The 15234-nt window shown below is 64.7% G+C and carries 16 protein-coding genes; 7 read left to right on the plus strand and 9 right to left on the minus strand.

What is annotated here, in order from left to right:
* The first annotated feature begins 43 nt into the window (after positions 1-43).
* Both dgcN and dgcA read left to right on the plus strand, forming a co-directional pair.
* Complete coding sequence (gene dgcN, locus L0F51_RS06050; protein ID WP_234628351.1) at positions 44-1051, plus strand: N-acetyltransferase DgcN; 1008 nt, start codon at positions 44-46, stop codon at positions 1049-1051.
* Positions 1048-2022: an N-acetyl-D-Glu racemase DgcA gene (gene dgcA, locus L0F51_RS06055; protein WP_234628352.1), complete on the plus strand. Its 975-nt coding sequence runs from the start codon at positions 1048-1050 to the stop codon at positions 2020-2022. The genes dgcN and dgcA overlap by 4 nt, the downstream gene beginning before the upstream one ends.
* A 28-nt stretch (positions 2023-2050) precedes the next feature.
* Here the strand turns inward: dgcA and L0F51_RS06060 are convergent, their stop codons facing one another.
* Complete coding sequence (locus L0F51_RS06060) at positions 2051-3232, minus strand: MFS transporter (protein WP_234628353.1); 1182 nt, start codon at positions 3230-3232, stop codon at positions 2051-2053.
* 44 nt (positions 3233-3276) lie between these two features.
* Between L0F51_RS06060 and L0F51_RS06065 the strand changes: the two genes are divergently transcribed.
* Positions 3277-3705 (plus strand): hypothetical protein, encoded by a 429-nt coding sequence (locus L0F51_RS06065; protein ID WP_234628354.1) that lies wholly within the window; start codon positions 3277-3279, stop codon positions 3703-3705.
* Here L0F51_RS06065 and L0F51_RS06070 read toward each other — a convergent pair.
* The 3 genes from L0F51_RS06070 to L0F51_RS06080 form a co-directional block, all read right to left on the minus strand.
* Positions 3702-4691, minus strand: coding sequence for a threonine/serine dehydratase (locus L0F51_RS06070; protein ID WP_234628355.1), 990 nt, complete (start codon positions 4689-4691; stop codon positions 3702-3704). The two genes, L0F51_RS06065 and L0F51_RS06070, sit on opposite strands and share 4 nt — an antisense overlap.
* Before the next feature lie 71 nt (positions 4692-4762).
* Positions 4763-5785, minus strand: coding sequence for a glycosyltransferase family 1 protein (locus L0F51_RS06075; protein ID WP_234628356.1), 1023 nt, complete (start codon positions 5783-5785; stop codon positions 4763-4765).
* Between the two features lie 10 nt (positions 5786-5795).
* Positions 5796-6596, minus strand: coding sequence for a UDP-2,3-diacylglucosamine diphosphatase (locus tag L0F51_RS06080; protein WP_234628357.1), 801 nt, complete (start codon positions 6594-6596; stop codon positions 5796-5798).
* A 151-nt stretch (positions 6597-6747) separates the two neighbouring features.
* Here L0F51_RS06080 and L0F51_RS06085 point away from each other — a divergent pair, with 151 nt between their 5' ends.
* Positions 6748-7524: an SDR family oxidoreductase gene (locus L0F51_RS06085; RefSeq protein ID WP_234628358.1), complete on the plus strand. Its 777-nt coding sequence runs from the start codon at positions 6748-6750 to the stop codon at positions 7522-7524.
* A 153-nt stretch (positions 7525-7677) separates the two neighbouring features.
* Here the strand turns inward: L0F51_RS06085 and L0F51_RS06090 are convergent, their stop codons facing one another.
* Complete coding sequence (locus L0F51_RS06090) at positions 7678-8943, minus strand: OmpP1/FadL family transporter (protein WP_234628359.1); 1266 nt, start codon at positions 8941-8943, stop codon at positions 7678-7680.
* Between the two features lie 495 nt (positions 8944-9438).
* Between L0F51_RS06090 and L0F51_RS06095 the strand changes: the two genes are divergently transcribed.
* Genes L0F51_RS06095 through L0F51_RS06105 form a run of 3 tightly spaced genes read left to right on the plus strand, consistent with a single transcriptional unit; the run spans position 9439 to position 11840 of the window.
* Positions 9439-10440 carry a sulfurtransferase gene (locus L0F51_RS06095; RefSeq protein WP_234628360.1) on the plus strand — a complete coding sequence of 334 codons (1002 nt, stop codon included), beginning with the start codon at positions 9439-9441 and terminating at the stop codon, positions 10438-10440.
* Between the two features lie 40 nt (positions 10441-10480).
* Entirely contained in the window at positions 10481-11683 is a 1203-nt protein-coding gene (locus tag L0F51_RS06100; protein ID WP_234628361.1) for a YeeE/YedE family protein, read from the plus strand.
* A gap of 7 nt (positions 11684-11690) precedes the next feature.
* Positions 11691-11840, plus strand: a complete 150-nt coding sequence (locus tag L0F51_RS06105) for a hypothetical protein (protein ID WP_164879583.1) — start codon at positions 11691-11693, stop codon at positions 11838-11840.
* Between the two features lie 15 nt (positions 11841-11855).
* Here L0F51_RS06105 and L0F51_RS06110 read toward each other — a convergent pair whose 3' ends face one another.
* Genes L0F51_RS06110 through thiM form a run of 4 tightly spaced genes read right to left on the minus strand, consistent with a single transcriptional unit; the run spans position 11856 to position 15212 of the window.
* Positions 11856-12941 (minus strand): TRAP transporter substrate-binding protein, encoded by a 1086-nt coding sequence (locus L0F51_RS06110; protein ID WP_234628362.1) that lies wholly within the window; start codon positions 12939-12941, stop codon positions 11856-11858.
* Positions 12938-13744, minus strand: coding sequence for a bifunctional hydroxymethylpyrimidine kinase/phosphomethylpyrimidine kinase (thiD, locus tag L0F51_RS06115; RefSeq protein ID WP_234628363.1), 807 nt, complete (start codon positions 13742-13744; stop codon positions 12938-12940). Before thiD ends, L0F51_RS06110 begins: the two co-directional genes overlap by 4 nt.
* Positions 13741-14394: a thiamine phosphate synthase gene (thiE, locus tag L0F51_RS06120; protein WP_370642318.1), complete on the minus strand. Its 654-nt coding sequence runs from the start codon at positions 14392-14394 to the stop codon at positions 13741-13743. The genes thiD and thiE overlap by 4 nt, the downstream gene beginning before the upstream one ends.
* Positions 14391-15212, minus strand: a complete 822-nt coding sequence (thiM, locus tag L0F51_RS06125; protein WP_234628364.1) for a hydroxyethylthiazole kinase — start codon at positions 15210-15212, stop codon at positions 14391-14393. The genes thiE and thiM overlap by 4 nt, the downstream gene beginning before the upstream one ends.
* Positions 15213-15234 lie beyond the last annotated feature (22 nt).

Consider the following 15234-nt stretch of genomic DNA (forward strand, 5'->3'; position numbering starts at 1 on the left):
CACCGACCAGGCATCACAAGCGCAACGAGGCCACACATTTCAAATGATTGAGCGTCCTTATCTTATTTTCCTCGGCGACGTTCCGGACAAGCTCGCGGCCAAGACGGCCTATGGCGTCGTCGACTGGAGCCGAGAATGGTGTGTCGGTCAGCTGCGTCTCCCCGGCTGCCAGGCCGATACGGGTCTGAAGGATATGACGATTGCCAAGGCGACCGAAGCTGGCGCCCGCACCCTCATCATCGGAGCCGTCAATCCCGGCGGAGTGCTGCCGGAGCATTGGACGTCGACGATCGTGGAGGCGATCGAAGCCGGCATGGATATCGCGAGCGGCCTGCATGTGCGGCTTGCCTCCGTCGACGCGATCCGCGAGGCGGCCGAGCGCAAGGGCGTCAAACTCCACGACACGCGCCACGCCGATCGTCGCTTTGCCACGGGCAAGGGCACGAAGCGCCCGGGCAAGCGGCTTTTGACCGTCGGCACCGACTGCTCGGTCGGCAAGAAATACGCGGCGCTCGCGATCGATCGCGAACTCAACGGACGCGGCCTCAACTCGACCTTCTGCGCGACCGGCCAGACCGGCGTCATGATTTCGGGCCGAGGCGTCGCGATCGACGCCGTCGTCGCCGACTTCATATCGGGTGCGGCTGAGTGGCTGTCACCTGCGACCGAGCCGGACCACTGGCAGATCGTCGAGGGCCAAGGCTCGCTCTTCCATCCCTCGTTTGCCGGCGTCAGCCTCGGCCTTTTGCACGGTGCCCAGCCGGACGTCTTCGTCGTCTGCCACGAGCCGACACGCACCAAGATGCGCAATGTCGAAGCCCCGATTTCGACGATCGAGGCGGTGATCGAGGAAACGATGCGGCTCGGTCGGCTCACCAATCCGGACATTGCCCCGCTCGGCATCTCGATCAACACGCAGGCACTCTCTGACGACGAGGCGAAAGCCTGTCTCGCAGAGGCGGAAGAACGCTACGGGCTGCCGGCCTGCGATCCGATCCGCACCGGTGTCGCCAAACTCGTGGACCGCCTTCTCAAAGAGTTCGTGGCATGAGCCTGTCGCTCGATCTCGCCGTCGAATCCTGGCCGATCGCCGGCAGCTTCACGATCTCACGCGGTTCGCGCACCGAGGCGAAGGTCATCGTCGCGCATCTGAAGGACGGGCCGCATACCGGCCGGGGAGAATGCGTCCCCTATCCGCGCTATGGCGAGACGGTTGAAAGCGTCGCGGAACAGATCCGCGGCGTCGACCTCGACGGGCTCGATCGCGAAACGCTGAGACAGCGGCTGCCGGCCGGTGCCGCGCGCAATGCGATCGATTGTGCCCTCTGGGACCTTGAGGCCAAGCGCGACGGCACCTCCGCCGCGGATCGCTGCGGCCACATGGTCGCCCGCCCGCTCGAAACCGCCTACACCATCTCGCTCGGCAGCCCGAGCGACATGGCAAGCGCGGCTCACCGTGCGGGTCACAATCATGTGCTCAAGCTGAAGCTCGGCGGAGAAGGCGATGCGGAGCGCGTCCGCGCCGTCCGGGCGGCCATGCCGCGCGTGCCGCTCATCGTCGACGCCAACGAATCGTGGAGCGAGCACAACATCCTCGAAAACATGCGCGCCTGCGCCGAATCTCACGTCCAGCTGATCGAGCAGCCACTGCCGGCCGGTGAAGACGAGATGCTGCGGGAGATGCCGCATGTGGCGCCCATCTGCGCCGACGAGAGCCTTCACACACTCGCCGATCTCGACGGCCTCACCGGCAAGTACGACGCCGTCAACGTCAAGCTCGACAAGGCCGGAGGCCTGACCGAAGCGCTGGAACTCGTCCGCGAGGCACGCCGGCGCGGCTATCTGATCATGATCGGCTGCATGGTGGGCACGTCGCTCGCGATGGCGCCGGCCGTCATCCTGGCCCAGGATGCCGATGTCGTCGATCTCGACGGCCCTCTCCTCCTGGCGCGGGATCGCCAGCCCGGCCTTGTTTATGTGGGCTCGCTCGTCGAACCCCCGACGCCGCAGCTCTGGGGCTGAGCCTTCAGAAAAGCCCTGAGAGACGGCTCTAGGCTTTGAGGCCACGCGGAAGGCGCCATGCAATCGCAAGTGCGCAGGCGCCGAACGCGGCCATGAGCAGGAACGGCAGAGACGGTGCAATGCCGTAAAGCATCCCGGCCGCCAGGGTGCCGCTGCCGATCACCAGCCCGGCGCTCAGCTGGTAGGCGGCCTGAAGCCTCGCCGTATGCCCTGCTTCGGCGACTGCGGCGAGCGCCATCATCGCCCCGAGATGCGTGGCCGCAAAGGTGAGCCCATGCAGGACCTGCAAGACGAAGGCCCATGACACGTCGGTCGCAAAGGCGAAGAGCGACCACCGCAGCAGCGCGCCCGTGGCACCCGCGATGAGAAAACGTCGCGCGCCCCAGCCGACGAAATGCCGTGCGAACCAGAACAGCGCGATTTCGATGACCACACCGAGCGACCACAGGGCCGCAATGACGAGGTCCGAGAAACCGAGCGAGCGCCAGTAGAGGCTGCCGAAGGCGTAGTAAGCGCCGTGGCTGCCCGTCACGAGGCTGGCCGCAGCGATGGTCAGAACGAGCCGCCGGTCCCTTGGGAAACCGATCATCCCGCCCCCCTTGGCAAGCTTTGCGGCCCGCCCGACGAGCGGCAGCGACAGCGCGGCGACAATCCCGAAGGCGAAAGCCGCGAGCTGCAGCCCGTAGACGGCATCGACCGAAACGCTCGAAATGATCTGACCGGCGGCGAAATTCCCGACGATGAACGCGACCGAACCCCACAGCCGGATGCGCCCGTAATCGTTGCCGTGCCGGCGCACCCCGGTGAGCGCCACGGCATCCCCCAGGGGGATGAGCGCGTTCCAGAAGATGAGTGCGGCAGAGGAAATCAGAAGCAGTGCCGCCGCACCGCCGGCAAAATTGAGAGCAAAGAAAACGAAAGTCGCGATGCCGGCATAAAGTGCTGCGGCGACCCGCAATTCGCCGAGACGGTCGGCAGCCGCTGCGAGCGTCCCGCTCAGGACCGCACGCACCAGCAACGGCAAAGCAACGGCCACGCCGATCTGCCCGTCGGAAAGCCCCTGCGCCTCGAGCCACACCGGGAAGAAGGGCAGATAAACGCCGAGCGCGAAGAAGACGGCTGCGAGGAAGCCTGCGCTCTTCAGTCCGAAAACGCGTCGTGCACGGCGCTTGCCGTCGCCATTAGCTCTTTCTAAGCTCTTCCGGTCCATCTTCGGACCCGTCAACGCGATCGCGTTCTGGAAGAGGAAAAGGCATGGCGCGCCTGATCGAAAAGGGCCTGACGGACATCGAGTACGAGACGATGCTGTCGGCACTGACCAGCACGTCCAAGGGACGCGCTTTCCTCGACGAATATGTGCGCCGTTCGCGGCGCACCGAAACCCGCTCGCTGATGACGGCGATGACGCGCCTTGCGATGAACGTCAGCACCCTGCGCACCCAGCTGAAGCCGAGCCAGATCGCCCGCGAATTGACGCGGATTGCCGGCGAGGTGCCGCCGGGACGCGCGCGTCAGGATCTGATGGTGCTCGCTGCGGGTTTGCACGACGCAGCACCCGATGCCGCGGCAACCGCGGGACAGACGGCCGACATTCTGGAGCGTCTGAAGCAATTCCGTCCCTTCGGCACCGCTTCGGAGGAAAGCCGGGACGACCGCGACCGGGCGTCGGAAGAAAACCACTAAGCGGCCGAGCGATAACGAGCGAGCGCCTGCGCCAGGACTGAATCGTCGACATTGCCGCCGGAGAGAACCAGAACGACCACCGTTCCGCGCACATCGACCGAACCCGACAACAGCGCAGCAAGCGCGAGCGCGCCGCCCGGCTCCAGCACCAGCCGAAAACGCTCATAGGCAAAGGCAACGGCATTGAGCGCCGCATCGTCGCTCACCGTGCGTGTTCCCGACAAACGCTCGCGATTGATGGCGAAGCCGATCTCCCCGGGTGCAGGCGCCAGCAGCGCGTCGCAAATGGAGCCGCTGGTACGCTCGTTGCTGACGATCTGGTCGGCGGCGAGCGATCGCCCATAATCGTCGAAGCCTTCAGGCTCCATCGCAAGAACGCGGCAGTTCGGGGCACGCTCGGTCACCGCGAGCGACACGCCGGCAGCGAGTCCGCCGCCGCTGCAAGGCACCATGACGATGTCTGGCACAAGCCGCATATTGGCAAGCTCAGAGGCGATCTCGAGCCCGATCGTTCCCTGCCCGGCGATGACCTTGGTGTCGTTATAGGGATGGATCAGAAAGCCGCCCTCGCGGCGGATGACGTCCGCAAGCACTTCCTCGCGGTCTTCGCGCGCACGATCATAGGTGATGATGCGGGCGCCCGCCGCGCGCGTGCGATTGACCTTCACCGCTGGCGCGTCTTCCGGCATGACGATCGTCGCCGGCACGCCTGCGAGACGCGCCGCCTCCGCCACGCCCTGGGCGTGATTGCCCGACGAACAGGCGACCACGCCGCCCGCAGCGGCGTCGCCCCCCGCCATCAGCGCATTATAGGCTCCGCGAAATTTGAAGGAGCCGGTCCGCTGCATGCATTCCGGCTTCAGGAAGACGCGGGCGGCGAATTGCTCCGACAGAGCTGGCGCAGCAATGAGAGGCGTCCGCATGGCTCGCCCTTGCAGGCGGGTGGCAGCAGCCTCGATATCGTTGAGAGAAACCGGCAGGGTCATGGATCGCCCTTAAGGCCTTTTTCATCCGCTTTGAAGAGGTAGAAAAGTATCGTATCCGCTATTCTACGACGTCACGCGGCGAGCTGGCAGTCCGGTCCCTGTGCCTTGACGAGATTCTCGCGAAATTCTTGCACGCTCGCATCCCAGCTGAAGCGCGTCGCATAGGCACGCGCCGCCTCTCTCGAAAGATCGAGGCACTGAAGAGCGGCCGCACGCAGATCCTGGCTCAAAACCCCGATCTCCGGTTCCACGATCACATCGCTCGGGCCGGTGACGGGGAATGCGGCAACCGGCAGACCGGAGGCCAGCGCCTCCAGGAGAACGTTGCCAAACGTGTCCGTCAGGCTCGGAAAGACGAAAACATCCGCAGCCGCGTAGGCATGGGCGAGCTCCTCGCCTTCCATGGCTCCAAGGAAATGCACATCCGGATGGCGCGCCTTCAGATCGGCAAGGGCCGGCCCGTCGCCGACGACGACCTTGGAGCCGGGCAGGTCGAGCGAGGTGAACGCCGCGAGGTTCTTTTCCACGGCGACACGGCCGACATTCAAGAACACCGGGCGCGGCAATCCGAGATCGGCCCCCGGGCGCGGATGGAAGAGATGGGAATCGACCCCGCGCGACCAGCGCATCAGATTGCGGAAGCCGCGTTCGGTGAGCTCGGCCTCCAGAGAAGGCGTCGCGACCATGCAGCCGGCGGCGGCATTGTGGAACCAGCGCATCATCCCGTAGAGCGCCCCGAGCGGCACCGGCGCCCGCGCACGCACATATTCGGGAAACTTGGTGTGGTAGCTCGTGGTGAAGCGCTGCCCCGTCTTCAGGCAATGGCGCCGCGCCAGAAAACCGAGCGGACCCTCGGTCGCGATGTGAATGCAATCGGGGCGCGCCGCCTCGATCATGCGGCCGACACGCGTCTTCGTCGTCACGGAAAGACGGATGTCCGGATAGGTCGGCATCGGCAACGTGGAAAAGCGCTCCGGCGCGATCACGGTGACCTCGTCCCCGCCCTCGGTCAGAATGTCGACGACCCGCTTGAGCGAGCGCACAACTCCGTTGACCTGGGGGAACCAGGCATCGGTGACAATGACAAGCCTCATCGGATCATGCTCAGGCAGCAACCGGTGTCGGAGCGTGATGCAGCTCGTTCAAAGGGGCGGCCCGCATGATCTCCGACCAGCGGATGATCTCCATCCGCCCGTCGTGATGCTCGGCCACCGCGGTGCAACTTTCGACCCAGTCGCCGCAATTGACGTATTTGATGCCATTGCTGTCGTCGCGAATGGCCGCATGGTGGATATGCCCACATACGACCCCGTCGGCGCCCTGGCGCTGCGCCTCCGCCGAGAGCGCTTCTTCGAACGCACCGATGAAGTTCACGGCGTTCTTGACCTTCAGCTTCGCCCAGGCCGACAGCGACCAGTAAGAGAAGCCGAGAGCGCGCCGCAGCTGATTGACGTAGGTATTGACGGCGAGAGCCGTGACATAGGCCCAGTCGCCCAGGAAGGCGAGCCATCTGGCGTGGCGCACGACGACGTCGAACTGGTCGCCGTGGATGATCAGGAAGCGGCGCCCGTCGGCCGTCTCGTGGATGACGCTGTCACACACTTCGATGCCACCGAAATGGCTGCCGAGATAGCCGCGCAAGAATTCGTCGTGGTTGCCCGGGATATAGACGAGCTTAGCGCCCTTGCGGCCCTTGCGCAGAAGCTTCTGCACCACATCGTTGTGGTTCTGGGGCCAGTACCAGCCCCGGCGCAGGCGCCAGCCGTCGACGATATCTCCGACGAGATAAATCGTCTCGGCGTCATGCACCTTCAGAAACTCCAACAACAGCTCGGCCTGGCATCCGCGCGTGCCGAGATGAATGTCCGACAGAAACAATGTCCGGAAATGATTTGGCGGAGCCATCGCCGTGCTTCCCATGTCTTTCAAGCATGAAAAACCCGATTCAGGTATCAGTTGTGTGACATTGGCCGCCGCAAAGCTGCGGCAGGGCGTCCCGCGCTGGAATGAAAAGCCGCCTCCCCCTAGAAAACGGCAACAAACATAGGAGAAAGCCATGGATCTCGGCATCGAAGGACGGACAGCTGTCGTATGCGCCTCAAGCCGCGGGCTGGGGAAAGGCTGCGCGGAAGCTCTCGCCAAAGCCGGCTGCCGGCTCGTCATCAATGGGCGCAACGAGGAGAGCCTGGAGGAAACGGCAAGCGACCTCCGCCGTCTGGGCGCCGACGTCACGGCGGTCGCCGCCGATATCGGCAGCCGTGAGGGGCAGACACGTGTCCTCGCCGCGGCGAAGACGGTCGATATCTTGATCAACAACAATGGCGGCCCGCCCCGCCGCGGCTTCCGCGAGCTGACGCGTGCGGACATGTTGGAGGGCGTCACCCAGAACATGGTGACACCGATCGAACTCATTCAGGCCGTCGCCGACGGCATGGTCGACCGCGGCTTCGGGAGGATCGTCAACATCACCTCCCTGTCGGTGCTGATGCCGATCCCGGGGCTCGACCTTTCCTCCGGCGCCCGGGCCGGCCTGACGGCCTTCCTCGCCGGGGTGTGCCGCGAATTCGTTCCCCACAACGTCACCATCAACAATATCCTGCCCGGCAAGATGGACACGGACCGCCTGCGCGCGGGGATCTCCTGGCAGGCAGAGAAAGCCGGCATCACCGAGGACGAGGCGGCAAAGCGCGAGGCCGCCGCAATCCCCGCCGGGCGCTTCGGAACGCCGGAAGAATTCGGCGAGCTCGCCGCCTTCCTCTGCTCGGCGCAGGCCGGCTACATCACGGGACAGAATTTCCGGGTCGACGGAGGTCTCCTCCCGATCGCCTTCTGAGCGCGACGACGCGGCCTGGCTCAAGGCGGTTTCGGGGAGGAAGGGATCGTCGGCAACGGCTGCGCTTTGGACGGCCGCCACGACGAAAGCAGCAGCCACAAAAAAGGGGCCGGTCACCCGGCCCCTTCCGAATTCCAGGACTTCGACGAAGTCTCAGTATTTGGCGACGATCGGCTCTTCCGTGCGCGGGCCGCCGAACTTCATCTTCAAAGCCGCCGACAGGATGTGCACGGAGCCATCCGAGGTACCGCTAAAGGGGCCATTCGAGAGCGGGCCTCCGGCGGCCGCCGGAACGAGATCGGTATCGTCCGCCGTGATGTAAGAATAGCCGACGTCGAAGGAGAAACGCTCGGTCGCCTGGTAGCTCGCGCCGGCGGAGAACCACCACCGATCGTTGTCCGGCAGGCGGAAGGAGCGGTTGGCATTGTCGTTCGGCGACAATTCACGCGCCACACCGGCACGCACCGTGAGGTCCGGATTGACGTCGTATTCGCCACCGAGAGCGAAATACCAGCTGTCTTCATACTCGAAGCCCAGCGGGATCGGAGCGGGCGCGCCACTCAGCGTCACAGTTTCGAAACGGCTCCAGTTCGCCCATTCGAGACCGGCCGTCAGGCGGAAACCGTCCACGATGCGCTGACGCAGACCCACACTCACTTTGTCCGGCAGGTCGAAGCCGTCTGCCTCGACATTGAACGTACCGATCTGCGTGACGAGCGGACCTTCGATGTCATGATCGATGCGGGAGCGGTAACCGATACCGATCTCCGTACCGTCCATCGGCTTCAACTGAATACCGGCGGTGATGCCGAAGCCGAAATCGTCCGCATCGTCGAGTGCGGAGACACCGAAGACCGGGAGCGCCTGTCCGGTCAGACGGACATTGGCATATTCCACGACTGCGCCGACGGCGACGGTGAGATAGTCGTTGAACTGATAGGCGACGACCGGGTTGGCCGCCATCGTGAAGACTTCCGTCGTTCCCGCGATACCGCTGGTGCGCACGAGCGAGTTGTAATCGTATTTCGTCGCAAGCCCGAACGGCGCGTTGATGCCGAGACCGAGGATGATTTTGTCGTTCACCCGGTAGCCATAATAAGAAGCAGGCACGGGCGCGTTCTCGGCAATATCCCCTTCGTTCTGCGGGAATGGCGAGAGAACATCGACATCAGAGCGCGGCGCGATATAGGAAATCACGCTCTCACTCTGGAAGCCCATGACGGCGCTCAATGTCGCCGGGTTCCAGAACATCGACGACAGGCTGCCCCCAGCGGCCATGCCGGCAAAGGCCATACCCTGGCCATAAGCACTCTGCTCACGCAGCGCGAATGCGCCTGCATGCGCCATGCTGCTCGTCGTCACCGCGATGAGTGCGGCGGCGGCCACGCTATGGCCGAGATGCCTCTTCAGTTTGTGCATTCGCTCCCTCCCCCGATTCGTTTGGCTCACATGTGGCAGCACTAAGCCATGCGTCTTTAGGACAAGCAATCGCGGAACGCTGACACCGGACCTGCTCCCCGTCTTCGGTAAGCGATTGTGACAAAACCGCCACGATTGCCGTTGCGGAAGTCTAGTGAAACAGTATTTCTTGGATATCTCCGCCTTGAGCTCCGCAGATCTCTACACCTCGACAAGAAGCTTCACACACATACAACCTGGCTTCGAAAAGCCGGAAGTGTGCCGGCGAAGCGCCCCCCGGAATGCCTCGCTGCGAGCGAGCGAATAACTTTCTCCCGATTGTCCACTCGGCAGGACAGAGATGCGCTCTGTCGCCGCAAGGCGCATCGGCATGCTTTGGGAGGAGCCTGTCTCCGCCCTACATTGAGAACCGTTCTCAGTTTCCGTCATCACAGATGACGCTGGTGGCGCCACTCTTCCCCCCGGGTCGGCGCCACGTCACATTTCGGAGGTCGCATGACCCATCATCGCCTTTTCGGCCGGCTGGTTCCCGTGGAACTGGCAGCCGCCATCATTCTCACGGCCGCAGCATGCTTCAGCTTTGTCGGCCACGCCCACGCCACCGACGTTCCCGGGCCTCTCGTGGACGTCGACTGGCTCAAGACCAATCTCGACCAGCCGGATCTCGTCGTTCTCGATACGAGGGGCGAGGCGGACGGATCCGATCCCTATGCGGAAGGCCACATTCCGGGCGCCGTCCACGCACCCTATCCGGGCGGCTGGCGCGCGACGCGTGACGGCGTTCCCGGTCAGCTTCCGGAGCTTTCGGCTCTCGAGAAACATATCGGCGGCCTGGGAATTTCCGGCGACGAGACCATCGTCATCGTCCCGGCTGCCTCGAGCTCCAGCGAGTTCGGCGGCGCGACGCGCATCTATTGGACGCTCAAGCTCGCGGGCCTCGATCACCTCGCCATTTTGAATGGCGGCTACCGCGCCTGGAATGCCGATCCGAGCACGACGCTTGCAACGAATACGCCCGAAATCGTTGCCGCCGACTTCAAGGCGCAACTGCAGCCCGAACTGCTCGTCTCGAGCGATGACGTCCGGTCGCATCTCGATGACGGCTCTACGGTTCTTCTCGACGGCCGTCCGGCCGAGCAGTTCAAGGGCAAGGAAAAGCATCCGGCTGCGAAGCGCTTCGGTCATCTTCCCGGCGCCATCAATCTTGACCAGTCGGTCTTCTTTGATCCGGAAACGGGCAAGGTCGTGCCGCAGACAGTCGCCGCATCGCTTCTGCCGGAGGCTGCGGCGCAGTCGAAAGCCGAGGTGGTGAGCTACTGCAACACCGGGCACTGGGCCTCGATGAACTGGTTCGTCCTGTCGGAAGTTCTCGGCCATAAGAACGTGACGCTCTACGACGATTCCATGGTGGGTTGGACGGAAAACCCCGACAATCCGGTCGAGAGCGAGCGCAGCCGCCTCGACGACATCAAGGCCTGGTGGAACGGCAACGGCTAAGCCCGCCGTTTCCTGTCGACATCACAACCTGAGAGATCGAATGTCCGTCTCCGCTGAAACGGCGCGGGGAAGCGGGGCTCCCGCATCCGCTGCCGAAATCGTCGCCGCGATCGACCGCTCTGCCCTCGCCTTCGCGGCAGCCGCGCTCCTGCTCGGCACGCTGATCATCGGCTACGAGGTTTCGCCAAAGATGGCCTCGCTGTTCCTGATCGGCGCAGGCCTTGGTGCGGCGCTTCTTCATGGCGCTTTCGGCTTCACCGCCGGATGGCGCAATTGCGTGACGAAGAGCGATGGGCGCGGGCTCCGAGCTCAGCTCTGGGTGATCGCCTTCACGGCACTCTTTTTCATTCCTTTGATCAACGGAATGGTGCCCGGCTTGACCGTCCAGGGCGCGATCGCACCGGTCGGCACCTCGCTCATTGTCGGCTCGTTCCTCTTCGGCCTCGGCATGCAGCTCGCCAATGGCTGCGGCTCAGGCACGCTTTTCACCCTCGGTGGGGGCTCAGGCCGGATGCTGATCACGCTGGTCGCCTTCATCATCGGCTCGGTCGTGGGCTCCATTCAGCTCCCCTGGTGGCTCGACCAGCCGGGCTTCGATCCGGTCAACCTCGCCGAGCTCCTGACCGTGCCGGGTGCGCTGATCGCAATCTTCGTCGGCCTTGCGCTCGTTGGCGCCCTCACCTTCGCCATGGAAAAGCGGGCGAACTTCATGGCCCCGGCCAGGAAGCCCGGCCATTTCTGGCGCGGACCCTGGCCGCTTTTGTGGGCTGGTGGGGCGCTCGTCGTGCTCAACCTGTTGACGCTCCTCATCGCCGGCCATCCTTGGACGATCACCTATGGTTTCGCTCTGTGGGGCGCGAAGGCGGCACAGGCGATCGGCATCGACATGTCGGCGTACGAGTTCTGGCAATGGCCGAAAGGCGATCAGGCGCTGCACACCTCGCTTCTCGCAGACGTCACCTCGGTGATGAATATCGGCCTGGTGCTGGGCGCAATGGCGGCCGCCGCACTTGCGGGATCTTTCGCCAAGGCGCCTCTGCCGAGCGCGAAATCCGCACTTGCCGCCGTCATCGGCGGCCTTTTGATGGGCTACGGCGCCCGCCTCGGCTTCGGCTGCAACATCGGAGCCTTCCTCGGCGGCATCGCCTCGGGTTCCCTGCACGGCTGGATCTGGTTCGCGTCGGCCTTTCTCGGCACTCTGATCGGGATCCGAATGAGGCCTGCCTTCGGTCTGGCGAATTGAGGCGGTGATGGCGCGTTATCTTCTTTTCGGCTTCGTGACGCTCGGGCTCCTGCTCGTTCTTGCCGACCATCTCCTGTCACCGCCTCTGCATCAGACGGGAACGAGCGACGTCGTCGCCTGCGCCCCCTGCGGCGCGCCCTGCCCTTCGACGCGTTAGGCGAGAGCGCTTAAATCAACGGCGGGCGGCGAGAAGCGCCGCCTCGCTCACTTCCGACCAGGGCTGCATCCGTGCCCGCGCCGAGCGGTAGCTTTCGACGATCTCCACCTGCACGCCGCCGGCGTCTGCAAGCTCGTCGAAGACCTCGTCGGACGCCTGACGCGCTGCAGCCAGGAAATCGTCGGGAAACCGCCGGAGCACCACGCCCTTTTCCTGCGTGAGCTGTTCCAGAGCCCGAGCATTTTCCCATTCGGCCTCGCCCAGACCGCGAATGTTCTCCACCGCAAGGACATGACGCACGATCGCCTTGAGATCGTCCGGCAGCTTCTCCCACGCGGAGATCGAGACGAGGCCCTCGCCGGTTCCGTTCGGCTCGTGGAAGCCCGGCCAGTAATAGTTCTTCGCGACCTGCCAGAATCCCATGGCGAGATCGGACCAGGGCCCCAAAAACTCCGTCGCGTCGATCGTCCCCGACTGGAGTGCCGGCAAAATCTCCGATGCCGGCAGCGAAACGGGCGTTGCCCCGAGCCGGCGCGCGACCTCACCGCCGAGGCCCGGCATGCGAATCTTGAGGCCTTTGAAATCGTCGAGCGAGGCGATCTCGCCGCGATACCAGCCGCCCATCTGAAAGCCGGTGTTTCCGGCCATGAACGGCTTCACCCCGAACGGGCGATAAAGCTCGTCCCACAGCTCCTGACCGCCGCCATGGTCGATCCAGGTAATATGCTCCAGAGGGGTCAGGCCGAAAGGCGCCGCGGTGAAGACGGGAGCGACCTTCGCCTTGCCGGCCCAGAACAGAGAGGCGGTATGCGCCATCTCGGCTGTCCCTTCCGACACCGCATCGAACACGGCAAGAGCCGGGACGATCTCACCTGCCGCATGCACCTGCACGACCATGCGCCCGCCGGACGCGGTCTCGATATCGCGTGCGATCCGTTCCGCCGAAACGCCGGGACCCGGCAGGTTCTTCGGCCACGACGTGACCATCGACCATTCGATGCGGCTTTGGGCGACTGCCGGTCGGGCAAGTGCGCCAGCACCTGCGACCGCCGCCCCTCCGGTGAGAAGGCCGCGCCGGCTGAGGCTGTGGCCGGAGCTCATCCATTCCTCCACTGCCGGTAGAAATGGTGAACCGGTCCATGCCCCTTGCCGATCTCCAGGAGGTCCGCATTGACGATGGCGTTGTGGACATAAGCTTTGGCGGCATCGACCGCCTCCGGCAGGCCGAGCCCGTTGGCAAGCCCCGCCGCAATCGCCGAGGACAGCGTGCAGCCGGTACCGTGTGTATTCTTGGTGTCGATGCGCGGCGCGCTGAACCAATGGGCCTCGCCTTCGAACCACAACAGGTCCGCGGCTTCATCGCCGTTGCCATGCCCGCCTTTGAGAAGGACCGCCCCGGCGCCGAAATCGGCAAGCGCCTGCGCCTGGCGCAGCATGGTGTCGGAATTGTCCGCAGGCTCCTCGTCGAGCAGGCGGGCCGCTTCCATCAGATTGGGCGTGATCACGGCGGAAAGCGGGAAAAGTCTCTCGCGCAGGCTCGTCACGGCCTCATCGGCAATGAGCGGATCGCCGGAGGCCGCCACCATCACCGGGTCGAGGACGACGGGACCGGGCTCCCACCGCGTCAGCCCCTCCGCCACGGTCTCGATGACCTCCGGCTTCGAGAGCATGCCGATTTTGGTCGCACCGACGGCGAGGTCGGAGAAGACCGCATCCATCTCGGCCGCCACGAAATCCGCGGGCACGTCGTGAATGGCCCTCACACCGCACGTGTTCTGGGCGACCAGCGCCGTGATCACCGTCGCGCCATAGACGCCAAGGGCGGAGAAAGTCTTGAGGTCGGCCTGGATGCCGGCGCCGCTGGTCGGGTCTGTGCCTGCAATCGAAAGTGCGATGGCCGTCATTGTGTGTCCTTCGCTGTACGAATTTCTTCAAGAAGCGCCTGGGCGGCGGCTTGTGGATCGTCCGCCCCCATGATGGCGGACACGACGGCAACGCCCTCGGCCCCGGCAGCGATGCATTCAGCGGCATTGGAAGCGCCGATGCCCCCGATGGCAACGGATCGAAGCCCGACATCCCTCGTGACCGTGGCAAGCCCCTCCAGGCCGATCGCCGCACCGGCATTGGGCTTGGTGGCCGTGGTATAGACCGGCCCGACCCCGATATAATCGGCGCCAGAAAGAGCGTCCCGGGACGCCTCGTGCTCGGTCACACTGCCGACGGAAATGCCGAGGATGCGTTCCTCGCCGATCAGCCGCCTTGCATCCGCGCCGTCCATATCGCTCTGGCCGAGATGCACGCCGTCAGCCTCGGCCGCGAGCGCCACATCGATGCGGTCATTGACGATGAGAGGCACGCCCATGGGCTCCAACAGCGCCTTCAGGCGACGCGCAATGGCAACGAGTTCGCGCGTGCCGGCGTCGGGGTCGCGCAGCTGCACCAGCGTCACGCCACCTTTGACGGCCGCAGCGACGGTCTCGAAAAAATTGCGCGGACCGCAAAGCTTCGGATCGGTGACGAGGTAGAGCGAAAGATCGAACGGATGACGCATCATTTCGCCTCCCCGCTTCCGGCGCCAATACCGGAATGAGCGGCAAGAAGATCCTTGTCCATGCGGAAAAGCGCGTCACAAAGCTCGGCCGGAAGATGGCCAGGCCCGTTGCCGCATCGCTCACCGGCGATCCGGCCGGCAGCGGCATAAACGGCAAGCCCGGCGATCGCCGCTTCGAGCGGCGGCCGCACGGCCGAGAATGCGGCGACACAGGCGGAAAGCGCACAGCCGAGGGCGGTCGAGCGCGGCATGAGATCATGCCCGCCGGTGACCGAAACGACCTCATCGCCATCTGTCGCGTAATCGGTCGCGCCAGTCACGGCAACGACACTTCCCGATGTCCGCGCCAGCGCCTTCGCCGCCGCAACGGCCTGATCGGAGGCGGCAAGAGAATCGACCCCCCTGCCGAGTGCGCCCGCCTCGCCTGCGAGACTCATGATCTCGCTCGCATTGCCGCGCACGATCGTCGGCCGCAGGGACAGGAGTGTGTTCGCGGCCTCGCTTCGGTATGGCGTCGCGCCCGTCGCCACCGGGTCGAGCACCCAGGGCTTCTGCTGCTCCCCCATGGCCTCGGCGGCTTTTTTCATGGCGCGCAGCCAGGCGGGCGACAACGTGCCGATATTGACGACGAGGGCGTCCGCGAGCTTGGCGAAATCGCCGACCTCTTCTTCCGCATGCACCATCGCGGGCGACGCGCCGAGGGCGAGAAGCGCATTCGCGGAGACGCTCATCGAAACGAAGTTGGTGATGTTTTGGACGAGAGGCTGGCGCGCCCGCAGATCCGTCAGCGCCGCAAAGACCTCGTCGATCGTCATAGGCATGAAATTCTCCCACTTCGGACCC

The organism is Afifella sp. H1R (genome assembly GCF_021462425.1).
In the GTDB taxonomy this organism is placed as follows: domain Bacteria; phylum Pseudomonadota; class Alphaproteobacteria; order Rhizobiales; family Afifellaceae; genus Afifella; species Afifella aestuarii.